This window comes from Candidatus Thiodictyon syntrophicum, assembly GCF_002813775.1.
Lineage (GTDB): Bacteria > Pseudomonadota > Gammaproteobacteria > Chromatiales > Chromatiaceae > Thiodictyon > Thiodictyon syntrophicum.
Map to the genome: position 1 here is coordinate 3,415,055 of NZ_CP020370.1, position 24,103 is coordinate 3,439,157.

Below are 24,103 nucleotides of genomic sequence, written 5' to 3' on the forward strand. Positions count from 1 at the left end.
GGATGCGCACGCGCACAACTCCATCGGGCTACCCGCGGAACAGGCTTGCAGGTCGGGTTAGGCGCGCGATATGCCTCTAAGCGAAAACGCGAAATCCTGGCGAACTCGCCTAACCCGACCGACCGGGTTGCGAGGCGTCGTCGCGGCTGAAGCCGCTCCCACAGCGTCGCTGCGCGACTTGCACGGTAACCCGACCGGCACCGCAGGCCTGGCCCGAGCCCTGCCAGGTACCGACGTTGGCGTGCGCCGACCGCTATACTGCGCTCGCGCGCAGTGCAACACCGGACCGCCAGGCACCGGCAATCGACCGCCGCTCGGAGTCGTCCCATGAAAACCGACTGCGAGATCTATACCCTGCTCGGTGCCGACGCCGAGACCCTGGCGATCCTCACCGACGGCATCCGGGTGCGCGGACCCTATCGTTTCGAGGCGCTGGAGGTCAAAGGTCTCGACCGGCGCACCGACGGCGTCCTGCTGCCGGAGGCGCCCGGGGAACCGATGTGGGTGATCGAGTCGCCGATCGGGAGCGTCTGCGCCGGGAGGGACCGCAAGCCCACGAGCGGATCGCCACCGCGGCGCTGCCGCAACCCGTGCGCGAGAGCCTGACTGACGTCTTTTTTTCCTGGCTGACGGTCCGCTTCAGCCACATGAGCTATCGGGAGATAGTGACCATGTTCGGCATCCAGACACCGTTCGAGCAGACCCGGGCCTGCAAGGAACTGGTAGCCATCGGCCACGGGAAAGGGCTCGAGGAGGGCCGCGAGGAGGGCCGCGAGGAGGGTCGGCAGGAGGAAGCCGCCGCCTTGCTGCTACGCCAAGCCAGGCGCCGCTTCGGTCCGCTGGCCTCGGAGCTCGAGGTCCGCCTCGATCGGTTGCCGCTTGCGCGCCTCGAAGCCCTGTCCGAGGCCATCTTCGACCTGGACAGCCAGTCGGACCTGCGGGACTGGCTGGGCCGGCCCTGAGCCTTGTCGGTCGGCGTGGGAGCGGCCTGCGGCTGCGGCCGGACGGCGTCCGCAGGTCGGGTGTCCCCCTGAAGGCCATTTTTTCTCTCTCAGGCTGCATCCTTTTGGCCGGGTCTTCGTCTCCACCTGCGAGCAACGCATTTCCAAACGGAGCAACCTATGAAAAACGTCAAGATCCTCGGCCCCGGCTGCCGCAACTGCCAGACCACGCTGACCCTGGTCGGTGAGGTCGCCCGCGCCAAGGGTGTCGAGATCCAGTTGGAAAAGGTGGATCAGATCGCGGAGATCGCGCGCTACGGAATCATGTCCACCCCCGGCGTGGTGATCGATGAGCAGGTCGTCCACGCCGGGGGCATACCGGATCGCAAGAAGGTGGAAAGCTGGTTCGCCCCGGCCGCCTGAACGCGGCGGTTCACGCCCGGCCGTTTACCGTGAAGGCCGCGCAGCGGCACTGTGGGAGCGGCTTCAGCCGCGACCGGGCCTCGCAAGCGCCCGCAACATCGCAGGTTAGCGCGGCCTCGCAGCGCCGCCGCCAGCCGCCCCCAGGCAAGCCTTGCATCGCTCGGGGTGGCTGATGTTCCTTGCCACGGCCGGCAGCCGCGACCCGAGGCCGCCGAAACCCGTGATGTTCGGACCACCCGCGACGTCCCGTCGCGGCTGAAGCCGCTCCCACAGCGTCGGTGCAGGAGATCCACAGGGTGCTGAAGGAGCACAGTCCTTCGCCGAGGCCGAGTCCGTGATGGCGGAGCGAACCCTGCACCGGCCGGTGCTCTTAGGTCTGCCCGGCTTCGATCACGCCCAACTCCTGCTGGAGCAGGCCCGCGCCCGCCACCGCCGCACCCCGGGGCGACCCGACCGGCGCCCGCGGCGACCTGGAGGCCGCGGAGTGCCTGGCCACCCTATCCGGCATGAGGACTTCTCTCGCCGAGTGCGCCTTGCTGGCCGGGCAGCTTGATTCGGACCTGGCCTTGGGGCAGTCGGCCATGGCGGATCGCTTGGCGGGGGGTGCAATGGCGGATCGCTTTGGGGGCATTCAGTGCGCGCCTGACCCGACCGACGCCACTGACAATCCAGGGTCGCCGTGTAGCCCTCTCGTTCCCACGCTCCCGCGTCACTGTCATTAAGTCAAGCCGCAGCGGCTGCTGGGAGCGCCGCACCCCAGTGCGGCGCGGCCTCTGCTAAACCCACACCGGCGGGGTGATCTGCGAGATCGCGCCGCACTGGGGTGCGGCGCTCCCAGGCCGGGCCGGACTGGACGCCCGGTCGATCGGGTTAGGCACGCACCGCACGATCTCGCGTTCTGGTTCAGAGGCTTATCGCGCGCCGTAACCCGATGGCGGTACTGACCCGACCTACCCGACTGCACTCTCAAGGTTGAGCGAAGGGACAGGGCACCGGCCCTGATCGGGCGGTCCCCCGGGAATACCCCGGAGGCCTTGATCATCGTCCCGGCCCCCCCGGGCGGGACCGTCAGGCGGACTGAAGTGGGCAGGTGCCCACCGGAAAGTTGACGGCCGCGGGTGTCCGTCTGGAACTCCTGGCGCCGCGGACGAAACAGGCAGAAGATCCGGGACACCGGTTTGGATATGGGAAGTACCTGGTCGGAAAACGATGAACGCGGCATCGAATCCTGTCTTTGGGGCGGGTGGTCGGCAGCTCGGGCTCTTTGACGTGTTCGCGGCCATCCAGTCCGGCGAGTCGTTGGAACTCACCCGCCTGCAACCACACCAGCGCGGCCCGGCGGTCATGGTCCTGGCGATCATGATGGTCGCGCTGCGGCGCTATGCCGTTGCCCCACCCCAATCGGCGGCGGACTGGGAAGGGGAATGGCTGCGGCAGGTTGGCGCCGACGCCCTGCGGCTCATTGCCCCCGAGGACGAGGTCGGGTTCTTTCAGCCCCCGCTCGACCCCGGCAAGAACCGCTCGGCGATGACCCTGAGCGACATCGATTTAACCTTTGCGAAGCTCGCCCATGCGGCCAAGCCGGTCGCCGACGGCACGGCGGAGGAGGCGGTCTTTGCACTCTGGGGCGGCCTGTGGGGATTGTCGGTCGCCAACTGGAGGCCCGGCCCTGCCACCTGGTGTCCGCCGGTCCCGGCCGCTTCGCCGGGGTCGGCCAGCACTCGGTGCCGTCCCGCCTGGCCGGCAAGGGGCACGCGGATGATCCGCAGGTCCCATCGTCGACGGCAAAGCGTTCCGCCTCTGGGCCGGGCGGGTCTGGTCGATGCGCACGCGCCACGCCATGTTGTTCGGTTCAGCAGACGTCACCCGGCCGCCGAGCATGGGGATGCCGGGCTATCGGGTCGTGCGCGTTTGCGGGCTCGGCGTCGACCAGGGCAAGACCCGCGGCTACTGGGAGGCGCTCGAAGCCGCGGGCGGCATCGGCCACAGCTACCGGACCGCGCTGGTCGGGGAGCGACTGCTGCGGCCCGCGCTGGAACAGGCGCAGCTTCCCGAGGCCGCGGCCTGGGCCGATGCCGTGATGGCCCTGTGGCGCAAGGAGGTGACGGATGCGCGCGCCGCCGACGCGGACGAGACCGCCGCACCCCTGATCGTCGGGGAGCAGGAGGTGCGTCTCTTCGTCGCCGTCGCCACGACCTGTGCCGCCGCGGGCATCGCCCCCGGCGGACTGCGTGCCCTGGTGGAGCGGAGGCCGCCGAGCGACACAGCTCCCGCGGTCGTGCAGGCGATCGAGGCACTGTGCACCACGCGCGGCTCGGTCGGCTTCGACGGCGCACTCTTCGGCCGGATGGCGACGGGAATCGCGGTGGCGACCGTGGACCGCGCGGTGCGGTTCGGCGATGCCCTGACCACCCATGCCATCACGCCGGTCGTCGACTTCTTCCTGGTCACCGATGACCTCAAGGACCGCGCGGCGGGCGAGGCCGGCGGGTCGCATATCAACACCCGGGAGGAGGCGGCCGGGCTCTTCTACCGCCATGTCCTCATCGACACCGCCCAACTGCAAAGCAACGGGGTCGCGCCGGCCGCGGTCATAGCGCCGCTGCTCGCCGTCCTGCTCACCGTCTCGCCCATCGGCAACCGGTCACCGGCGCGGGTGATCGAGACATTGGTCGAGGTCGGCGGGCAGGTCCGTTCGCTGATGGACGCCTATGCCGCGCCGGTTTCCCGGCAGGACCAGGCGGTGACGCGCCTGCGCGAGACCGCCGCGGCGGACGCGGAGACCTACGGCAGACCGGCGGCGGCACTGTGCCTCTCCGAGCAGTCGGCGCAGCCGGTATCGCGTGTGCAGTCGCTGGCCGCTGCCGCCCTGGCCGCATGGGTGAAGTGATGCAAGCCCAGGTGATGCGCTGGCGCGGACCCCTGATGTCGCTCGGCGGGTCGCGGATCGACGGCTATGCGCAGCAGATGCCGATCCCCTCGCTGACCATGGTCGCCGGGATGCTCGGCGCCGCGCTCGGGTACCGGCGCGGCGACGAGCGGTTGGGCGCGCTGGCCGAGGCCCTGCGCTATGGCGTCGTGGTCCACCGGCCGGGGACGCCGCTCGTGGACTTCCAGACCGCGGACCTGGCGGCCATCGGCATGAAGTGCGCGGTGGTGGATCGGCACGGCGCGTTACAGGTGATCAGGCGCGAGGGCAGCGGCGGCGCCAAGGAGCGTCAGATGCAGTATCGCCCGCTGCTCGCCGACGCCGATATGAGCGTGGTCGCGGCGGTCGATCCGCCCTGGACCGCGCCGCAACTCATCGAGGCACTGCGCGACCCGGTCTTTCCGCTGTGTCTCGGTCGCCAGTCGTGCCCGCCCGGCGGCCAGGTGGGTGAGCGTGTCCTTGAAGCCTCGTCGCTCGGTGATGCCTTGGACTTGGTGAAGTCGGAGCGCGGTGGAACCCTCTACCGGCCGGTGGCGGGGCTGGTCGATGGGCTGGTGGTGTCGGTGCCGTCGCGGGGGCGAGGGGCGATGCTGTTTGCGGTGGGGTGATGGTTTTGGCCGTTTTGCGATGGAGATTAAGTTGTTATGTGCGAGGTCTCTTCCCCGTGCGCGGGGGTTCACCGGCCAACATCGCACGCTGGAACGCGATGCTTACGTCGCTTCCCCGTGTGCGAGGGTTCACCCGCCAACGAGCTCGCGAAGGTCGACCAGGCCGAGTCTCTTCCCCGTCCGCGGGGGTTTACGCCCAATTGCGGCATCGTTGCGGAGAAAGCCAATGGCGAATCTCGAACACTACCGCTTCGTCCTGCTCGATTCGGTCGAGCGTTTGCGTCGCGACGCCAAGGCGCCAAGAGGACAGGGAGTCCAAGGCTTCAGCCTTGGCGCTGCCCATCCAAGGCTGAAGCCTTGGACTCCAGGTCGCGCGGCGCTCGCGAATCGATGGCGGAAACTCGCCTTGAGCGGGGTTTCTGGCTCCTACGCTCCAGCGTGGGAGCAAGTGCCGACGCTCCAGCGTCGCGTGCCTGGACGGGCCGCTGGAGCAGCCTTGATCATTATTCCGGCCACCTCGAGGGTAACATCCGTCGCGGCCTGGGGGCCGCTCCTACGGCGTAGGAGCGGCCCCCAGGCCGCGACGGGTTGCCGCAAGGGCCGCTGGCCGGGTTATCATCAAGGCCGCCGGAGCGGCCGGACCGTATTGCCACACCGCTCCTTGCTAACGAGCGAACGAGAGGAATGACCAAATGATCTGGACACTGCAAATCAAACTCCTGTCAGGGCATTGGGCGGAAAAGGACTGGGCGGCGACCATCGCCCTCGACGCCGCGACGACGCTGGAGGACCTGCACTACATCATCCAGCGAGCCGTCGCTTTCGGTGACGACCACCTCTATAGCTTCTTTATTGCCCGGACGCAGCGGAGCCGGGACCGCGTCCGCTATGATAACGACCCCGACAACGAGGCGGACGATCGTCTGTATACCACGACGCTGGAGAGCCTGTTCCCCCTGCCGAAGGGTCGAAAGCTGTTCTACCTGTTCGATTACGGTGACTACTGGATCTTCCAGATCAGCCGGACCAGGAGCAAACCATTCGCGGCGCAGCCCGGTGTCGCTTACCCCAGCCTGATCGATGAGAGCGGCGAGAAGCCCGAGCAATTCCCAGCGTTCGAGTAACGCATCCGCCACAAAAAATCTTGGCGCCTCGGCGTCTTGGCGTGAGCATTCTTCTTGCAGTGTACAGGGCTTCCCGTGACCGCTATCGCCAAGACTGACCGTAAGACCGGCGCGCGCCGTTCCCTGATCGGGCACTCGCTCGATATCGCGCTGGCGGCCGCGCGCCTGCTCGCCGCGCCGGTCCTGCGCAGTCGTCTGGAGACGACGTGCGGGCATAGGCTTACCGAGGTCCAACTCGCCAGGCTCACCTGTCTCGCCGGGCTGCACGACTGCGGCAAGGCACTGGTCGGTTTCCAGGCAAACATCTCGGTCGCGCTGGCACAGGTCAGGACGCAGGTCGCGGCCACGTCGGCCTATGACCCGATCGCCGAGATGGACGAACTGGCCGCCGAGTTGCTGCGGCGCTTTCCGACGGCGCTCGGGGAGGCGGCGCCGATCCAGTGGACCTGCTCCTTGGACCATCTCTTTGCGGGGCTCACGATGCTGGCCGACTGGCTCGGCTCCAGTCTGCCGGTGGCGGGTGACGACTGGCGGCCGTCGCGTCGCTGCTTGACTCGCTGCCCTGGTCCGGTTGGCACTCGGGGGCGCCCGCGGTCCACGGGCGCATCGCGCGGCTGGCGCGCACCCATTCGCCCGCGCTCGCGAGCCGGGTGGTGCGGGCATTGGCCGGGAATCTCGGCACGGACGGCGTCGCACGGGCAGTCTCCGGCGTGCCCGACCCGGACCAGTGGCAGCAGACCGGGTCCTGGGCCATCGCCTGCCCCAAGCGGGTGATGGCCGCGCCCATCGCGGTCGGCACCATCGATCAGGCGATGCTGTCGGTGCTGCGCACCCGGCACGCCTATCGTGAACTGCTGGCGGCCGGTGTGCCGACGATGCTGCACCACTCGCGCTACGTGGACCTGGACCGGCAGACGCTCGACGCGCTGCTGGTCGGCGTCATCGGCAAGGGCGGCACCCGGATGCCGCTCGCCATCGTCGCCACCCAGACCGCGGAGCAGTCGTTGGACATCGACGCCGACCTGCTGGTGTCCGATCCGGCGCCCGCGGACGTGCTGCTGCAACGGCGCGGGCGCTTGGGCCGGCATCGGCCGACCGAGGTCCTGCCGATGCTGGTGCTCGAACCGCAGGCGGTGGAGGAGACCGCCGCGGTCGCGCTGCGGCGGGCTCTGGGGCAACACGGCCAGATGCCGGCCGGCAGCGAGTGGGCCTATGTCTATGACGTCCTGGCGACGCTCGCGACACTGGAGGCGTTGCGCGGGAGGGACTGCATCGCGGTCCCAGACGATGTGCGGCAGTTGGTGGAGACGGCGACGCATCCCGATGCGCTTGCGGCGTTCGCCGGTCTACGAGGCTGGTCGCCGTTGTGGCAGGAGACTTGGGGCCGCCGGCTGGCCCAGCGGCAACTGGCCCAGGGCGGGTTGCTGGACTGGTCGCGACCCTATGCGGAGCAGCCGATGACCGAGGCCGTGCCGACCCGGCTGGGTGAGGGCACGGTGACGGTCGAACTGAGCGTGGCGATGGCGTCGCCATTCACAGGCTCGGCTATCCAGGCGCTGCCGGTACCGGCGCGTTGGCTGCGCGATGTCGCACCCGGGACGATTGGCGTCCCGACACCGGATGGCGCGGGCGGCTACCGGGTCGATGTCGGCGCGTGCCGACTCCGCTATGACTCGATCGGACTGCGCCGCCTTTGACGTTCTTCGCCCAAGCCGACGCTGGGCGGAACGCGATAGCGGTTCCGCTATCTCGGTGCATGGGACGATAGCAGACCGCCCTGCGGGCATCCGCCTGACCACGCTGACGGCGCTTGCCGCGAGAGAAATCTCTGTGTGATGCCGCACGGAGTGTGCCCGCGTTTGTGATTAGTGTGTCGTGGCAGTGCTGCAAGACTGCCCCTTGGCCGCGCCGCCGACTACCCTGGCGGGGCACGGTCGTCATGACTGACCATGGCTCGACCATGGCACAACCCTGGAGTTAGACGATGACATACCACATCCGTACCCTTTCACTCGGCGCAACCCTGGTCATCGCGTGTACCGCCTGGGCCGGGGTCGTGGCGGCGCAGCCCGCGCCGCCGCCGGGCCCAATGAGCTTCTCCGCGATGGACAAGAACGGCGACGGCGCCGTGACCGCGCAGGAGTTCGCCACCGGCCACGGTGAGCAGATGGCGGCCCGCGCGGCCCAGGGCGCCGCCATGCGCGGCGCGGCCACGGCCCCGAGCTTCGCCGACTTCGATCAGAATGGTGACGGCAAGATGACCCCGGCCGAATTCGACGCCGGGCGTCAGGCACGGATGCAGGACCGCCCGGGGATGGGTATGGGACCCGGCATGGGCGCGGGTCCCGGGGCGGGTCCTGGTCCCGGCAAGGGGCCAGGCGCGGGCAACTAGGGGGCAAACCATTCTGCTGGACGGAAGATCGCTGGTCCGCACAGCGGACCCTACGGGCGCGGCGCCGTAGGGTCCGCTGTGCGGACCATAGACCTCGCTGTTGGCTATGACGGTTTTCATGACCCGCCGGTACACCCACTCCACCGGCTCGGAAACAGGCTCTCGATGATGCCGGAGCGGTGCAGTATGGCGACCCCCAGGACGGCGCCGCGATAGCTCACCACCACCTGGCCCGGCGGGTTGGCGGCGGCCTGCGCGGGGGTGGGGTCGAATTGCTCCCGGCGCAGATAGCGTTCGCGCTGGTCCTGCGTCAGGGCCAGGTGGAAGCGGGTCGCGGCGGGGCCGAAGAGCAGCGCCGCGCTGGTGGTGGGCTTGGGCGGGCGGACATTGGTGCGGTGGAAGAAGAGCCCGCTGCCCTCGGCCCGGGGCAGGGCGGGGGGGCAGTGGTCGGCGGCCATCAGGTGCAGCCCGCGGCGGGTCTGACGGTGGGCGCGCAGGTGGCGGAACCAGTCGGTGGGCAGGCCGTAGTGGTCGCTCAGGTCGGGCAGCCAGTCGGCGCCGTCGGAGGGGTCCAGGGGCGCGGGCAGCGGGTCCGGCTCGGCGGCCGTGCGGGCGTCTTTTTCCAGCACGGCGATGAAGAAGCCGCCGCTGTCGTTGTGGTGGGGCCAGATGCGCAGGGCCAGGGCCAACTCGGCGGGCAGGTCGCGCCCCTCCCAGTGGGTGATGCCGGGCGTGCCGATGAGACCGGGCAGGGCGATCGGTACCAGGCGCAACTGCCCCGGGTACTCGGCCATGACCGCGGCCACCGTACACTCGTTCTCCTCCGGGGCGAAGGTACAGGTGGAATAGACGAGGCGCCCGCCGGGTTTGAGACGCTGCACCGCCTTGCGCAGCAGGGCACGCTGACGGGGCGCCAGGCGCGCCGGGCTGCCGGGGTCCAGGCGCTCCAACAGCGGCGGGCTGCGGCGTAGCGTGCCCTCGCTGGAGCAGGGGGCGTCGACCAGGATGCGGTCGAACTGGCCGGCGGCGGCGGGCCAGTTGGCCCCGTCGGTGCAGGTGGTGGAGCAGTTGAGGATGCCGAGCCGGTCCAGGTTGCCTTGCAGGGCCTTGATACGGGCGGCGGCGATGTCATTGGCGATCAAGGTGCCGCGGTTGCCCAGGGCCAGCGCGATCTGGGCGGTCTTGCCGCCGGGGGCGGCGCACAGGTCCAGCACCCGCTGACCCGGGACCAGGTCCAGCAGCAGGGCCGGGAGCTGGGACACCTCCTCCTGGGCATGGGCGAGCCCGGCGCAGTACCACCAGTGCTGGCCGGCGCGCGTCTCGACCGGCAGGCGCAGGGCCCCCGGCAGCCAGGGGATGGTCACGGCCGCGATCCCTTCCGCCGCCAGCAGTTCGATGAGGTCGGCGACCGCGATGCGGCTGGGATTGGCCCAGATGCAGGGGGCCAGCGGGCGGCACAGGGCCGCGGCGAAGGCGTCCCAGTCGTCCAGGAGGTCGCGGTAACGCCCGAGCGGCGAGGCCGCCACCTGCTGCGGGGTCGGCAAAGAGGCGGCGCTGCCGCGGGATGCGCGTGGGTTCATAGGGTCCGGTCCATTAGGCAATGCCTCTAACTCCGTCGTCGTTGTCGTTGTCGTAATCGAAAAAGCGATGCACTTTGGGGTACGAGAGAATCCGGGACACTCGAATAACCTCGATTACGACAACGACAACGACAACGACCCGCTGCGGCGACGGCTTCACCGAGTGCCGCCCAGTTCATCGATGAAGGCCGCCGCCTGGGCGCGCATCCGGTCCAATGCCTGGTCGTCCAGCGGCGGGGCGGTCAGGGCGCGGTGATCGACCTCAAGGCCGTTGAGCAGGTCATCCAGCCAGCGGGCCGCCCGCGTTGCCGCCGGGCGGTCGCCGCCGCGGGCGATGGCCGTCTCCAGGGCCTGGAGGTAGCGGTAGTCGTCGATCGCCTCGCCGAAGCGCGCCAGGTCCTGGGTCGGGATCAGGACGCCGGGTTGATCCGTGGGGAAGGCGGCGGCGAAGTCGTCCTCGCGCCCGTCCAGTGCATAGTAGGGGTCGACGTGGGTGGCGTTGAAGGCGAACTGAAAATAGCCGGCGCGGCAGCCCAGGCGGTGCAGCCGATACTGGTAGAGCCCGCGGGCATAGCGCCCGCCCAGGTTGTAGGTGCCGCACTGGCCGTCGGCCGCACGGATCTGCCCCAGGGCCCAGGCGTTGTGGTGGGTGAGAAAGACCTGATCCACCCGGCCCACCAGGGCCGCGGCGGGCGATTTCGCGTCGGTGATGCTGGTGAAGACCGAACTGCGGGCGCCGGCCGCGCGCAGCGCGTCGGCCAGGGCGGCGCTCTGGGCGATGCCGGCGCCGCTGGGCTCGTCGCCGACGGTGTAGATGGGCTCCAAACGGTCGGCGCCGGCCAGATGGGCGCGGGTGGCCGCCAGGACGCGCGCCAGGACCTCCGGGTAGGGGGCGCCGAAGGCGTGTTGGGTGTCGCCGACCTGGTAGCGCTCGAAACCGATGCCGCGCGGGGCCAGGCCGCCATAGCTGTGGGGCGGGAAGGGGAAGGGGGCGCCCTGGGTCAGTACCGCGTCCAGGGTGGAGAAGTCGATGGCGAGTCCCGACGCGCCCTTGGTCGGCAGGACGCCGCCGATGCCACCGGTGAAGGCGGTCATGCCGTGGCGGCGGACCAGTTCCAGGGCCGGGGCTATGTCGGCCGCCCGCTTGGCGGCCAGGGCGGCGGGGAAGGCGCTCTCGGTGTAGACCGGGACACTGCCGAGCCAGCCGAAGGGCTGGTTGGCGACGGGCAGGGGCCAGGGCCGCACCGTGGCGGCGACCGGCAGGCTCAGGCGGCGGCCGTCGCCAAGGGTCAGTCGCAGCGTTCCCTCATGGGTCCCGGCCGGGCAGTCCGCCTGCGGGCTGACGCTGAACCAGAGGCGCCGACTCTGTCCGGCGGGGAGTTGCAGCGGCAGGGTCAGGGGGTCGAGCAGGCGCGGGAGCATGGCATAGCGGGCGCCGTCGTCGGTGGTGCGGGTGAGCTTGTGGCGGACCTGGTAGGGGTCGGCACGCAGCCCCGGCAGGTCCAGTTCGGCGGCAGTCAGGGTCAGCCCGGCCAGGGCGTACAGGTCGAGCGTCAGGGGCTCCAACTCGCCCTGGGCGAGTGTGATCTCGATGCGCGCGACCGATTCGTCCGGGCGCGGGCGGTCGGCGGCCTTGAGGTCCTGGCCCCAATGGCGATGGAAGACGCGCAGTTCCGGGATCGGCCCCGGCGCGGGCGCCACCGTGGCGCCGGCCGCGGCGGGTGACGGCTCGCGGTCCTCCGCATACTCGTTGCGGTACTGCTCATGCAGCCGCTCCCATAGCTCCTCGATGAAGGCGCGCGCCTGCCGATCCTCCGTCATCGGCCAGATCAACAGTGCGGACAGGGTGTTGGCGAAGGTCTTGGCGGCGCCGGCGGTGAAGTCCAGGCGCAGTTGGCCGTCGGTGACGCGGACCTGGAACTCGATCGGCCGGTAGCGGCCGCGGATGTAGCGGGTCCAGATGTCGTTCCCGGGCAGGTCCTCGGTGTGCTGGTGGGCGAAGATGCGCGCGAGCAGGGACTCGGGCGTCATCCGGTCGGTGTAGACCTCGGTGCCCTGGGCCAGCACGGCGCGTCGGTCGTAGTTCTGCACATACTCCCAATAGCCTGGGTCCTCCAGCATCAGCCAGACGCCGTAGTCTCCGTCCGGCAGGTCGAAGCGCAGGCCCCCGGAGGCGATGGAGAGCCAGTCGCGCAGCAGGTTGTCCGGGTGGCGGCGGTCCTCGCTCTTGGGGATGCGCGTGGCCGGGTCGAAGCCGTAGCCGCGCCCGGGGCGATAGCCCAGGTCGGCGGTCAGGGGGCTGAAGCCGCCCATGACCGGGCTGGTCTCGGTACCGCCGTCGAGCTTGAGCAGGCGCGCGAAGTCATTGCGGTACGGCGGGTCCGAGGTCAATCGGGCGTCCATGACCTGGACCTGGCCGGCGCCGCTCACACTGATGAAGAGCCGGGTGATGGCGTCGAGTGCCAGGCGGCGGCGCTCCTTGATCACCGACTTTTCGCCGACGAAGACCTGGAGCGGGATGCGCAGCCGCTGCTCGCCCGGCAGGAAGCGGGTGTACCAGTTGACCCGGGACCAGTAGTTGGCGGTGCGCGCGTCGCGGATCTCCACCAGGCCGTCGACGGGCCGCGCGCCCGGGTTCCTGATCTGGAGGTCCAGATAGTCATAACCGGACCAGTCCGTCGGCAGGCCCTTGCCGGGGGTCAGATCCACATGACCGGCACCGTCGCCGATCGAGCGCGGCGGGTCGAAGGCGGCCAGCACCCGCGGCCCTGGGTGACGCGGCGGGATCAGGGCCGCCCGATCCGCCGCGGCCAGGCGGCGGCAGTGGGGGCGCGCGGCCTGCTCCGGGTCGGCGCAGTAGCCCGCGAGCAGCAAGTCCGCCGCGACCAGGGGCGGGGTGAAGCGCAGGGGTTCGCGGCTCGCCGCGGCCGGCTGCACGCCCGTGGGACTGGGGTCGTCGGGGGCGAGCGCGGTCAGCCGCACCTCGTCGAGCCACAGGTCCCCGGGGCCGTAGAGGAAGCAGTAGAGGGTGCTGTCGGTCTCCTTGGTTACCTCGAAGACCAGGTCCACCGGGGTCCAATCCTGATCCCCCTGGGGCAGCTTCACCATCGCCGGGCGGCTGCCCGGCAGTTCCAGGAGCAGGCGGCCGCCCAGATTGTCGCGGCCGGGGCGCAGCCCCCAGGAGGCCGCGAGCGCGCTCAGCCGGTAGCGGCCGGGCACCAGATGGAGGCGCTGATGGATGGCCGCCTTGCCCGGGGCCGTGCCGTGCAGGTGGACCGTGGTGCCCCCGGACGGGCGCGCCTCCCGATCCGGCGCCGCCTGCGCGGCGCCGTCCCAGGAGAAGAAGGTCCAGCCGGGGAAGGGGGCGCTCGCGCTGCCGCCGGCCTGCTCAAAGTCCCCGTTGACCACCAGGTCGGGGCCTTGGATAGATGCGGGGGCGGACGCGGGCGCCGCGGCGGGGCAGGGTTGGCCCAGGGCCAGCGCGATGAGGCACAGGGGGCCGAAGACCAATCGCAGGACCGGTCGTGGGACGGGGCTTGGGGCGGGCGGGGTGGGGCGCATGGGCTGGTTGCTCCTGGGGCCGCACGGCGGCGGCCAAATGGGTATCGGAACCTTAACAATTTGCGGCGCGCCAGCGTAGAATTTTGCGCGTCAACCCATCAGGTCTGATTGCACCCAAAGATAGCCCCTGGAGTAATCCCATGACCATCCTTGCGGGCATCTTCTCGCCCGGCGGCTGGACGGCGCAAGACCAGCAACTCGCCGACGAGATCCGCACCCATATCTCGCGCACCGACAGCGATGTGCGCGAGCAGTTTTTCGACGGGACCCTGTTCGCGTGCAAGGTGGACATCGGGGCCTATGGCGAACCCGCCTGGCATGACGACGAGGCCTGGTTCGCCACCCTCACCGGGCGCCCCCTGCTGGGCGGGGCCGATCGCCGGTCCGATCTCAGGTCACTGTGCGGCCCGGACCCCGGGCGGGTGATCGCCGCGGGTGGTCACGGCGTCTTCTGCGCCCTGGTCTACGACAAGGCGGCGCGGCAGTTGCGGCTCCTGACCGATCCCCTGGGACTGCGCCCCTTCTATGTGTGCGAACAGGCCGGGCGCTGGCTCTTCAGCACCAGTCTGCGCGTCATCGCGGCCCTGTCCATCGACCTCACCCTGGACCTGGACGGGGTCAGCGAGGTGGCCACACTCGGCTATTTCCTGCTCGACCACACCCCCTATGGCGAGGTCCGGGGGGCCGCGCCGGGCGCCTGCTGGACCCTGGACAGCAGCGGTCTGCAGCGGGCCTCCTACCTGCCGTGGCAGGACCTGAACGGCGAGCCGCTGGGGCTGGAGGAGGGCGCGGCGGCGGTCCACGCGGCCTTCGAGGCGGCCCTGACCGCCGGCCTTGCCGGGGGTGACGGGCGGGCCTTGATCATAAATCCGGCCAAGACCTAGCGTAGGGCTTGGTTAACCCCCACTGGAGAGCGGCAGGACCCGCGAAATTGTGTACCCTTGGAAGTGCAAACAAACCGAGGGAGAAGCACGATGTTCGAAGGTCCTGCCGGGATCGACTTTAGCGCAGACATCGGGTCGACGCCATCGGGCGTGGTCCGGCGGTCGGCCGGCGGTGGGTCGTGAAGCACCGCTCGCGCCTGGAGCGAGCCGAACAGCGCGGGGCGGCCGTGGCCCGCTTGGCGACGGGGCAGCCGCAACGCCACGTCGCCGCCGAACTGGGCGTGGCGCGCAGCACCTTGCAGGACTGGTGCAAGCCGACCCCGGTCGGCGCGGCCCCGGCGGTGTTGGCAGCCTTCGTGGCGACCCCTGAGGGCGTGCAGTGGCTGCACCAAGTGGTGGTGGCGGCGCACTTCGTCATCACGCTGCACGGCGGTGCCGGGGTGCGGATGGTGTGTGAATTCTTGAAGTTGAGTGGGTTGTCGGCGTTCGTCGGCGCGAGCTATGGCACCCACCAGGCCCTCAATGCGGCCTTGGAGGAGATGGTGGTCGCCGTGGCGCGTGAGCAACGGGCGGCGTTGGCGGTGGGCATGCCGCACCGCGCGATCACGGCGTGCGAGGATGAGACCTTTCATCCGCAGATTTTGTTGGTCATGTTGGAGCCGGTGTCGAACTTTCTGCTGCGCGAACAGTACGCCGCCGATCGCACGGCGGCCACCTGGACGCAGGCGTTGCGCGCGGGTCTGGACGGCTTGAACGTGACCGTGATCCAGGGCACCAGCGACGAGGCCACAGCGTTGCGCCGCCATATCCAGACGGATTGTGCGGCCCATCATTCCCCGGACCTGTTTCATGTGCAACAGGAGGTGTCCAAGGGCACCAGCCTACACTTGGTCCGCCACGTGAAACAGGCGGGCGCCAGCGTCGCGGCCGCCCAGACGTCGCTGGACGCTGAGCGGGCGACCGCGCAGGCCTATGACGCCCAATCCCCGCGTCCGCGCGGGCGCCCACCGGCGTTCGCGCCCCGCATTGAAGCCGCCCTGGCGGTCGTGGTGCAGGCCGAAGCCGATCAGGTACAGGCGCAAGCGCGTCAGGCCGAGGCCCGTGAACTGGTGCGTGAGTTGGGGACCCTCTATCACCCCTATGAGTTGGAGCAGGGACAGGCGCAGCCCGTGGCGCGCATCGCGCAACGCTTTGCCGACGTGTGGACGCGGCTGCAACAGCTGGCCGACGCGGCCGATCTGCCAACGCGCGCCCGTGAGCGCCTGGCCAAGGCGCAGCGCCTGACGATTCAGTTCCTTGCCACCATTACCTTTTTCTTTGCGACCGTGCAGGCCAAGGTCGAGGCGCTGAATCTGCCGCCCGCCGTGGAACTGGCGTTGCTCACGCAGCTGATTCCGGCGCTCTACCTCGAGCGCGTCGCCAATCGCAGCACGCTCGCTGAACCGCGCCACCGTCTGCACGCCCTGAGCCGGCAGTTGCTCGAACCGCTGCGCCAACGCGATCATCCGCTCCAGGCCCTCCCAGAGGCCGAGCGCGCGCGCCTCGAACAGGTGGCCGGTGACTGCGCCGACCTGTTCCAGCGCAGCAGTTCCAGCGTGGAGGGGCGCAACGGCCAACTGTCCCTACATCACCATGGCCGACATCGCCTGAGCGACCGCAAGCTCGAGGCACTGACCGCCGTACATAACTTCCACCTCCGTCGCCCCGACGGGACCACTGCCGCTGAGCGCTTCTTCGGCCGGGCCCACGAAACGCTGTTCGCGCAGGTGCTCCAGCGCATGCCGTTGCCCCCGCCGCCAGCGCGCCGACGACCGCGCCCGCCCAAGCCGCCCGCGCTCCTGCCGGTAGCGGCGTAACGGGGGTGGCCGGAACGATGATCAAGGCCAACCGGCGCGAGGCGGTCAGTCTCAGCGGGTCGCTGAACTCGCGCCTGATCGCCGTGGCGCTCAAGCAACGCGGGGTGCAGGTGGAGGGACTCGCCATCGCCGCGGCGGACCCGGTGAGCCGCTATTGCACGAGCACCTTCGCCCGCGAACAGGGTATCGCCCTGTCCCTGGTGGACGTGGAAGGCCACACCATGAGCCTGGAAGAGCGTGTCGGTCACCACTGGCGCCACGCCGGGGCCGACCTCTGCGGGGAACTGGCGCGCCCCCGGGTGGTGTGGACCGGCAAGGGCGGCAGCGTCGGCATGGGCGTGCTCCCCATCGACGAGACCGACGTGGAACTGGCGCGCTGGGGGGACGCGACCAGGCTCGCGGACCGCTTCATCCGCCGCACGGCGGTCGCCCTGCCGCCGCGGATCATCTGCAACTACCGGGTCCTGGAACAGAATCTGCGTACCAGCCTGATCGCCAGCCTGGGCGCCTTCCCGGGGCTGTCGCAGGAGCGCGCCCTGATGCTCTTTCTGACGATCCAGCACCAGCGCCGCCACTTCATCCTCCAGCGCGAGGAGGTCGACCGGCACCGGGTGGAACTGCACCTGCCCTTCTGCTCACCCCTGGTCGCCTGGGCGGCCCTGGCCCTGGCCATCGAGGATATGCGCGACTACCAGGCCTATCGGCACCTGATCGAGCGCTACTACCCGGAGGTCATGGCGAGCCCCTGGCGCAGTTCGCCCGGCCACCTGCCGTGCCCGCTGCCCATCCCGGTCAAGCTCAAGGGACGCCTGTTTCGCCGCAAGCCGGACCCCGCGCGCCGCGCCACCTTGAAGCGCGCCTGGCGCCTGGTGCGCGAGTGGCAGCTACCGGCGGGCGTGTTGGATCGCCAGGGTCTCGCCCTGACCTGTGCCCTGACCCAGGCCCGTCTGCGCGAGGGCATCTACAGCCTGCGACTGGCCGCGACCTTCGCCCGGTGGTTGCAGCGCGAATGAACCGCTCCTGAGTTTCACCAGATACCCGTCACCCCGAGGCCCGGCATGACCGCTACCCTGCTCGTGTGTACCGCTGCCGCCATCCTCGTGCTGGCCCTGCTGACGCTGGCCGCCCGCGCGCCTTGGTGGCTATCGCTGCCCGCGCTGATCCTGGGCGTGCCGAGTCTGCTGGTGATCGTTGCCGAGGGACCCCATGCCGCCGCCGAGGTCTGGGGCGAGCGGCTCGTCGGCGTGGTGGCCGCCACCCAGGAATCCGTCCGGGTCGAGTCGGCACGGGCCGGCGGCGCGCGCGCCAGTCACACGGTGGTGCGTCATCGCTTCGGGGCCATCGTCTGCTACCGCGCACCGCAGGCGCCGGGGTTGGGGGCGGGTGCCCCGATCGACCCGGCGATCCTGGCCGCGGTCGGCGAGACCGAGACGGCGGCCGACCGGCGCTGCCGCCAGGCGCCCGGCAGCGGCATCCTGCGACAGACGCAGGTGCGGCTCGATGAGGCGTCGTTCGACGCGGCGCAGCCCGGCCAGACCCTGATGCTGCGGCGGCTGCGTCCGTTCGGGCTCTTGGAATGGACCTGGCCGGTCGACGCCCCCCTGCTGCCCATGTTGCCCCGCCCCCGACTCGGCGGCGGCGGGCCGCGGGTCGCGATCCCGGCCCAGGTCACCGCCATCACCGTCGATCGGCGCGGCCGCGGCTTGCTGAGCCGCCGGGCCTATGACTATGCCGTGCCGGTCGCCTATGTCCGGCTGCGTTACGCGCCCCCCGGCTACCCCACGGGCGTGGAAGGCGTGGATACGGCCGACGCGCCCTCGGTGAGCGCGCTGGCGGTGGGCAGCCCGGCGCTCGTCTCGGTCGCGGCCCAGGCGCCGCGTCAACCGCGGCTGCTGGGCGTGGAGCGGACCTATTGGTGGCGCAACGTCCTGGTGGAGGCACTGACGCTCGTCGGGCTCATCGTGACCGTCCTGATCATCCTCGGCGTTCGGCAGCGCCGTCGTCGCGACGCGCGGCCGGGGTCGCGTTGAGGCGATGTCGGTCGACCCGGGTCAGGGGTTGGATTCTTCTGCCGAGCCGCCCGCCAGCGGCATCAGTTCCAAGGTCAGCCACTGCTCCCGCGGCGGCAACTGCGCCCGCGCCACCGCGGCGATGTGCCCGGGGGCGGGGATGCAGTGCATGACCTGCGGTACCTGGGCGCCGGGTTCGCGCGGGCGAAACAGGCCGCGTCCGTCGGCCTTGGCGTCGGCCTCCAGGGCGGTCCAGGCGCGGTAGAAGAACGCCAGCCGCTCGGCCTGGGGGGTCGCCAGCAGGGCGCGTACCTGCGCTGGGCTGAACATGCGCCGGGCAATGGCCTCGAGGTCGCGGCGCGGGCGCAGCCATTCGCAATCGATGCCGACCTCGCCCCCGCGCGAGATCGCCACCAGGGCCAGGTCCGCGGTGGTAGTGAGATTGAATTCGAGCGCACCCAGGGCCTGGGCGGCGGCCGGCTTGCCGGCGGGGCCATAGGTGAAGCCCACGGCCCGCGGCGGCAGGCCCAGATACAGCCCCAGGACCCGGCGCAGGCCGGCCTGGGCGCGGATATAGCGCTCCCGGTAGCCCTGGTGGGTCATGCCCAGGGCGCGGCGGCGCTGGCGCTCACCGAGCAGCGCCAGGGCGCTCTCAAGGTCATCGCCGCGCGCGTCCGCGTGCAGGTGCCACAGATGCAACCCGCCAGGGGCGATGGCGGGGGCGGCCGCGGCCGGGTGCCAGTGGAGCGGGGCGTCCGTCATCTGGCTGGCGCAGCCAAGGCGCAAGCCTTGCGCGCCCGCGCGCTGCCCCGGCGCTCATGCCGGCCGGCTCGCTGCGCCCCCCGGGCGAGAAATTGGTAAGCTGTACCGCTGATTTTTCACTCCTCCGCGTCTTTTTCGTTCAGTTCCAGAACGCCAATCCAAGCAGGACCGCTCGCCCCATGCAGACCATCACCCAGACCATCAGCCAGGAAATCCAGGCCCGCGCCGACCAGGTGGAGGCGGCCGTCCGGCTGTTGGACGAGGGCGCTACGGTGCCCTTTATCGCCCGCTACCGCAAGGAGGTCACCGGCGGCCTCGACGATATCCAACTGCGCCACCTGGAGGAACGCCTGGTCTATCTGCGCGACCTCAACGAGCGGCGCGCGGCGGTACTGGCGAGCATCGAGGAACAGGGCAAGCTGACCCCGGACCTGCGCGCCGCGCTGGAAGGTGCGGACACCAAGCAGCGTTTGGAAGACCTGTATCTGCCCTACAAGCCCAAGCGCCGCACCAAGGCGCAGATCGCCCGTGAGGCAGGGCTCGAACCCCTGGCCGACGGGCTGCTGGCCGATCCCACCCAGGACCCGGGCCTGCTGGCCGCGGCCTATGTCGATGCCGGCAAGGGTGTGGCCGATGTCGCCGCCGCCCTGGAGGGCGCGCGCCAGATCCTCATGGAGCGCTTCGCGGAGGACCCGGAACTCACCGGACGGCTGCGCGACCGACTCTGGGAGGAGGGCGTCCTGGCGGCCAAGGTCGTCGATGGCAAGGAGCAGGAGGGCAACAAATTCTCCGACTATTTCGACTACCGCGAGGCCATTGCGAAGGTTCCCTCGCACCGCGCCCTGGCGCTCTTTCGTGGGCGCAATGTCGGGGTCCTGAACCTGGACCTGATCCCCGGTGAGGGGGAGGAGCCGGACCTGCCCTATCGCGCCCTGATCGCGGCGCGCTTCGGCCTGCGCCATCAGGGCCGGGCGGCCGACGACTGGCTGGCCGAGACGGTGCGCAAGACCTGGCGCATCAAGCTCCTGACCCGGCTCGACCTGGATCTCAAGGGGCGGGTGATGGAGGCGGCCGAGGCCGAGGCGATCCGGGTCTTCGGGCTCAATCTCAAGGCCCTGCTGCTCGCCGCCCCCGCCGGGCGCCTGCCCACCCTGGGGCTGGACCCGGGTCTGCGCACCGGGGTCAAGGTCGCCATCGTCGATGCCACCGGGCGGGTCGCCGCCACCGATACCATCTATCCGCATCAACCCAAGAACCAGTGGGACGCATCCATCGCCCGGCTGGCGCTGCTCTGTGCCGCCCATCAGGTGCGCCTCATCAGTATCGGCAACGGCACCGCCTCGCGCGAGACCGACAAGCTCGCCCGGGAACTGATCAAACGCCATCCGGACCTGGGCCTGCGCTCACTGGTGGTGAGCGAGGCCGGGGCCTCGGTCTATTCGGCCTCCGAATTCGCCTCCAAGGAACTGCCGGATCTCGACGTATCGCTGCGCGGTGCGGTCTCTATTGCGCGCCGGCTCCAGGACCCCCTGGCGGAACTGGTCAAGATCGAGCCCAAGGCGATCGGTGTCGGTCAATACCAGCACGACGTGAACCAGGGCCGGCTCGCCCGCACCCTGGAGGCGGTGGTGGAGGACTGCGTGAACGCCGTCGGGGTCGATCTCAATACCGCCTCGGTGCCGTTGCTGACCCAGGTTTCGGGGCTCAATCGCGGTCTCGCCGAGCATATCGTCGCCTTCCGCGAGGCCAATGGCGCCTTCACCAACCGCAAGCGACTCATGGCCGTGCCGCGCTTCGGCGACAAGGCCTTCCAATTGAGCGCCGGCTTCCTGCGCGTGCCGGACGGGGACGAACCGCTGGACGCCTCCGCCGTCCATCCGGAGGCCTATCCGGTGGTGCGCCGTATCTGTGAGCGGGCGGGCAAGGGCATCCGCGACCTGATCGGCGATGTCGCCACCCTGCGTCGTCTGGAGCCCAAGGACTTCATCGATGAGTCCTTCGGGCTGCCGACCGTCCAGGATATCCTGAGTGAACTGCAGAAGCCCGGTCGCGACCCCCGCCCCGAATTCAAGGCGGCCGAGTTCAAAGAGGGCGTGGAGACGCTCAAAGACCTGGAACCCGGGATGATCCTGGAGGGCGCCGTGACCAACGTCACCAACTTCGGCGCCTTCGTCGACATCGGCGTCCACCAGGACGGCCTGGTGCACATCTCCATGCTCGCCGATCGCTTCGTAAAAGACCCCCACGAGGTGGTCAAGTCCGGCGACCTGGTCAAGGTCAAGGTGCTGGAGGTCGATTTGCCGCGCAAGCGGATTGCGCTCTCCATGCGCCTGTCGGAGCCCACGCCGCAGCGTGCCGAGGCCGGCGCCGGGGAGCGCCCGGAGCGCACCGCACCACGGCGTGATCAGCCGCGGCAGGGGGAGCAGGCGCGCCGCCCGCGCGACGACCGGCGTGCGCCGACTCAGCGTCAGCCGTTAGAGCAACAGCAGCCGCCCGCCAACAGTGCTTTCGCGGCGGCCTTTGAGAAGGCGAAGAAGGGGTGAGATTGAGGCTAACGGCGATGTGGGGTTGTCAGTCACCCCCGAAACATGAAAGCCCCCGGCGGGAGCGGCTTTCACGGTAACCCGACTTACGCGATTCTTCTCTGCGTCTCCGCGTCTCTACGTCGCGACCAGAAGCCCTGAAGGGGCGTAACATACCAGCCCAGGGCAACGCCCTGGGTTGGTCGGTTAAGGACGATCAGCCCTGAAAGGGCGTGACATTCAATGTTAATGCAGGAGTACCGTTCACCCATGCAAGTCACCACTGGTACGGTCGTAGCCGGGAAAATCGTCGTCGAGGGCCTTTGCCTTGCAGAGGGTTCCGTCGTCGCCGTCATCTCCCGAGAACCCGATGAGTCCTTTAACCTATCGGCTGAGGACGAAAATGAACTGCTCGCTGCCATGGCGGAGATTGAGCGGGGTGAATTCATTTCGCAAGACCAACTTCTTGATAGCCTGCGTAATGATCATTGATCGCGAGTTGGCGACCAAGTCCTCAAGGGAGGGCTTTCGGAATTGATCGCGGTTGCCTACGACGATGCGGTCCTTCTGGCGGCGCGCGAGACGGGGCTTGCCGAGGCCGCGTTTCCGGCCTCCTGCCCCTGGACATTTCAGGAAATGATGGACGACGGATTCCGGCCCGACCCGTCGGCTTGACTCCACCGGACCCTTAAGGCAGGTTCAGCGGTTTGACGTCGCACCCTTAAGCCATGGACCCGACCCCCCCCGATCTCCCGGCCCTCCCGCGCCCCCTGCCCGCCCTGCGTCACGATAGCGCGCGTCGGCGCCGCGTGGACCTGCGCGCCGTCGTGGCACTGGCCGCCCCGCTGTTCCTGAACAGCGGCATCCAGGCGGTGCTCAATCTGACCGACACCTGGTTCCTGGGCCGCATCTCCACCGACGCTATCGCCGCGGTTGGCGGGGTCTACTGGTTCGTCATCGTACTGATCCTGCTGTTCGGCGGGGTGGCCATCGCGGTCCAGACCCTGGTCGCCCAGGCCTACGGCGCCGGTGACCGCCTGGGGGTGGCGCAGACGGTCTGGAGCGGGCTCTGGGTCGTGCTGGCCACCAGTCCGCTCTTCGTGCTCGCGGGGTTGGCGGGCGGCTGGCTCCTGGCCCCGGTGCAACTCCCGCCGGCGGTCGAGACCCTGGCCCTGGACTTCTGGTTTCCGCGCGTCGCCGGGGCCATGGGCGGGGTGGCACTCTGGTGCATCACCAGTTTCTTCAACGGGATCGGGCGCACCGGGGTCACCCTGGCCCTGATGGTCTTAGTCGGTGTGACCAATGCCGTATTGAATCAGGTCCTGGCGCTCGGCCTCGGGTTCGGGGTGGCTGGGGTCGCCTGGGCCACCACCACGGCCCAGGTGGTCGGCTTTATCGCCGGACTCTGGATCTTCCTGGGTCCGCGTGTGCGCCGCGAATTCGCGAGCCATCGTTGCTGGCGGCCCCGGTGGGTCCCCATGGGTCGCGCCCTGGCGCTGGGGCTGCCCATGGGCCTGCTGCCGGCCGCCGACCTGATCGCCACCGGGTGCTTCCAACTCATGATGGTCGAACTGGGCTCGGTCGCCGGGGCGGCGACCCAGATCACCATCATGATGACCTCCATCGCCTACATGCCGGCGATCGGTATCGCCAGCGCGGGCACCACCCTGGTCGCCCAGTCCATCGGGGCCGGGGATCGGGACTGGGCGCGGCGCGTCGGCAACACGGCGATCGGGCTCACGGTGGCCTACATGGGCCTGATCAGCCTGGTGCTGGCCCTCGCCGGACCCTGGTCCATGCCGCTCTTCGTCAACCCGGCGGACGCCGATGCCGCGGCCGTGGTGCAGACCGCCGCCCTCCTGATCTGGCTCGGGGCCGCCTACCAGGTCTTCGACGGGCTGAACCTCGGCTGCGGCTTTGCGCTGCGCGGGGCCGGGGACGTGCGGGTGCCGGCCCTGCTGACGGTGCTCCTGTCCTGGCTCGGCTTCCTGCCGCTCGTGCATATGCTGGCCTTCGCCCCCGGCGCGGGCTGGGTGCCGGGCCTGCCCCAATTCGGCCTCGGCGCCCTGGGCGGCTGGATCGGCCTCCTGGCCTATGTCGCTGTGCTGGGCAGCATGATGGCGTGGCGCTGGCGTTCGGGGGCCTGGCGGCGCATCGAGCTGCGGTAGGTTGTGCCGCAACACAAGGGGCGAAGCCATCAAGGCGGGACGGGGCTCGAGCCGGACGGGGTATGCCCCATCCACCGCGGCGGGACGGGGCATTCGCCCCGTCCCGAACGTTTGATCCGTGGCCGACCGTTGATTGGAACCGGCAGGTTCGGAGAAAACGTTTCGGACGGGGCGAATGCCCCGTCCGGCCCATGATTGAACGTCCGTCGCCCAAGCCGGAATCCGTCCCGCCATGTGTCCAACCATCTGGCGTATCATCCCCCAAGACGTGGGCTGATACCGGGGACCTTGATCATCGTTCCGGCCTTCAGCCTCGCCGACGTTGCCCGCCGAGCCCGCCCGTG

21 protein-coding genes are annotated in these 24,103 nt (G+C 69.8%); 17 read left to right on the forward strand and 4 right to left on the reverse strand.

What is annotated here, in order from left to right:
• Positions 1-327 precede the first annotated feature (327 nt).
• From THSYN_RS14400 to THSYN_RS14410, 3 genes are all read left to right on the forward strand, one after another.
• The gene (locus THSYN_RS14400) at positions 328-606 is read left to right on the forward strand and encodes a DUF2887 domain-containing protein (protein ID WP_100919746.1); all 279 of its coding nucleotides are present in this window, start codon (positions 328-330) and stop codon (positions 604-606) included.
• Entirely contained in the window at positions 591-962 is a 372-nt protein-coding gene (locus THSYN_RS14405) for a DUF4351 domain-containing protein (protein ID WP_100919747.1), read from the forward strand. Before THSYN_RS14400 ends, THSYN_RS14405 begins: the two co-directional genes overlap by 16 nt.
• A 159-nt stretch (positions 963-1,121) precedes the next feature.
• The gene (locus THSYN_RS14410) at positions 1,122-1,364 is read left to right on the forward strand and encodes a thioredoxin family protein (RefSeq protein WP_100919748.1); all 243 of its coding nucleotides are present in this window, start codon (positions 1,122-1,124) and stop codon (positions 1,362-1,364) included.
• 370 nt (positions 1,365-1,734) lie between these two features.
• On the opposite strand, the gene THSYN_RS33890 is transcribed toward THSYN_RS14410, so the two are convergent.
• On the reverse strand, positions 1,735-1,872 hold the full coding sequence (locus tag THSYN_RS33890) for a hypothetical protein (RefSeq protein WP_157817670.1): 138 nt from the start codon (positions 1,870-1,872) through the stop codon (positions 1,735-1,737).
• Positions 1,873-3,186: 1,314 nt separating this feature from the next.
• Here THSYN_RS33890 and THSYN_RS14425 point away from each other — a divergent pair.
• The 6 genes from THSYN_RS14425 to THSYN_RS14450 all read left to right on the forward strand — a co-directional run bounded on the left by THSYN_RS14425 (position 3,187) and on the right by THSYN_RS14450 (position 8,417).
• Entirely contained in the window at positions 3,187-4,254 is a 1,068-nt protein-coding gene (locus tag THSYN_RS14425; RefSeq protein ID WP_100919751.1) for a type I-E CRISPR-associated protein Cas7/Cse4/CasC, read from the forward strand.
• On the forward strand, positions 4,254-4,901 hold the full coding sequence (gene cas5e, locus THSYN_RS14430) for a type I-E CRISPR-associated protein Cas5/CasD (RefSeq protein WP_157817671.1): 648 nt from the start codon (positions 4,254-4,256) through the stop codon (positions 4,899-4,901). The genes THSYN_RS14425 and cas5e overlap by 1 nt, the downstream gene beginning before the upstream one ends.
• 692 nt (positions 4,902-5,593) lie before the next feature.
• Positions 5,594-6,025 carry an IS1096 element passenger TnpR family protein gene (locus THSYN_RS14435; protein ID WP_100919753.1) on the forward strand — a complete coding sequence of 144 codons (432 nt, stop codon included), beginning with the start codon at positions 5,594-5,596 and terminating at the stop codon, positions 6,023-6,025.
• Between the two features lie 75 nt (positions 6,026-6,100).
• Positions 6,101-6,799 carry an HD domain-containing protein gene (locus THSYN_RS14440; protein ID WP_100919754.1) on the forward strand — a complete coding sequence of 233 codons (699 nt, stop codon included), beginning with the start codon at positions 6,101-6,103 and terminating at the stop codon, positions 6,797-6,799.
• Positions 6,736-7,722, forward strand: coding sequence for a hypothetical protein (locus tag THSYN_RS14445; RefSeq protein ID WP_100919755.1), 987 nt, complete (start codon positions 6,736-6,738; stop codon positions 7,720-7,722). The genes THSYN_RS14440 and THSYN_RS14445 overlap by 64 nt, the downstream gene beginning before the upstream one ends.
• 287 nt (positions 7,723-8,009) lie before the next feature.
• Entirely contained in the window at positions 8,010-8,417 is a 408-nt protein-coding gene (locus THSYN_RS14450; protein ID WP_100919756.1) for an EF-hand domain-containing protein, read from the forward strand.
• A gap of 116 nt (positions 8,418-8,533) precedes the next feature.
• On the opposite strand, the gene THSYN_RS14455 is transcribed toward THSYN_RS14450, so the two are convergent.
• Together THSYN_RS14455 and THSYN_RS14460 are read right to left on the reverse strand one after the other, a co-directional pair.
• Positions 8,534-9,997: an RsmB/NOP family class I SAM-dependent RNA methyltransferase gene (locus THSYN_RS14455; protein ID WP_100919757.1), complete on the reverse strand. Its 1,464-nt coding sequence runs from the start codon at positions 9,995-9,997 to the stop codon at positions 8,534-8,536.
• A 156-nt stretch (positions 9,998-10,153) separates the two neighbouring features.
• Positions 10,154-13,558 carry a hypothetical protein gene (locus THSYN_RS14460; RefSeq protein WP_100919758.1) on the reverse strand — a complete coding sequence of 1,135 codons (3,405 nt, stop codon included), beginning with the start codon at positions 13,556-13,558 and terminating at the stop codon, positions 10,154-10,156.
• A 140-nt stretch (positions 13,559-13,698) separates the two neighbouring features.
• Here THSYN_RS14460 and THSYN_RS14465 point away from each other — a divergent pair, with 140 nt between their 5' ends.
• The 4 genes from THSYN_RS14465 (at position 13,699) to THSYN_RS14480 (ending at position 18,328) form a co-directional block, all read left to right on the forward strand.
• Positions 13,699-14,442 (forward strand): class II glutamine amidotransferase domain-containing protein, encoded by a 744-nt coding sequence (locus THSYN_RS14465; RefSeq protein WP_100919759.1) that lies wholly within the window; start codon positions 13,699-13,701, stop codon positions 14,440-14,442.
• Positions 14,443-14,621: 179 nt separating this feature from the next.
• A complete protein-coding gene (locus THSYN_RS14470; protein WP_100918590.1) occupies positions 14,622-16,298 on the forward strand; it encodes a DUF6399 domain-containing protein in 1,677 nt (558 codons plus the stop codon).
• Between the two features lie 17 nt (positions 16,299-16,315).
• Positions 16,316-17,311: a hypothetical protein gene (locus THSYN_RS14475; protein WP_100919760.1), complete on the forward strand. Its 996-nt coding sequence runs from the start codon at positions 16,316-16,318 to the stop codon at positions 17,309-17,311.
• 45 nt (positions 17,312-17,356) lie between these two features.
• A complete protein-coding gene (locus THSYN_RS14480) occupies positions 17,357-18,328 on the forward strand; it encodes a hypothetical protein (protein WP_100919761.1) in 972 nt (323 codons plus the stop codon).
• A gap of 21 nt (positions 18,329-18,349) precedes the next feature.
• Here THSYN_RS14480 and THSYN_RS14485 read toward each other — a convergent pair whose 3' ends face one another.
• Positions 18,350-19,069 (reverse strand): 4'-phosphopantetheinyl transferase family protein, encoded by a 720-nt coding sequence (locus tag THSYN_RS14485; RefSeq protein WP_100919762.1) that lies wholly within the window; start codon positions 19,067-19,069, stop codon positions 18,350-18,352.
• A 179-nt stretch (positions 19,070-19,248) separates the two neighbouring features.
• Between THSYN_RS14485 and THSYN_RS14490 the strand changes: the two genes are divergently transcribed.
• The 4 genes from THSYN_RS14490 to THSYN_RS14505 all read left to right on the forward strand — a co-directional run bounded on the left by THSYN_RS14490 (position 19,249) and on the right by THSYN_RS14505 (position 23,759).
• Positions 19,249-21,612: a Tex family protein gene (locus tag THSYN_RS14490; RefSeq protein WP_100919763.1), complete on the forward strand. Its 2,364-nt coding sequence runs from the start codon at positions 19,249-19,251 to the stop codon at positions 21,610-21,612.
• A gap of 249 nt (positions 21,613-21,861) precedes the next feature.
• Positions 21,862-22,083, forward strand: a complete 222-nt coding sequence (locus tag THSYN_RS14495) for a hypothetical protein (RefSeq protein WP_100919764.1) — start codon at positions 21,862-21,864, stop codon at positions 22,081-22,083.
• A gap of 42 nt (positions 22,084-22,125) precedes the next feature.
• Complete coding sequence (locus tag THSYN_RS14500; protein WP_100919765.1) at positions 22,126-22,266, forward strand: DUF29 family protein; 141 nt, start codon at positions 22,126-22,128, stop codon at positions 22,264-22,266.
• 53 nt (positions 22,267-22,319) lie between these two features.
• Entirely contained in the window at positions 22,320-23,759 is a 1,440-nt protein-coding gene (locus tag THSYN_RS14505; protein ID WP_100919766.1) for an MATE family efflux transporter, read from the forward strand.
• Positions 23,760-24,103: the final 344 nt, after the last annotated feature.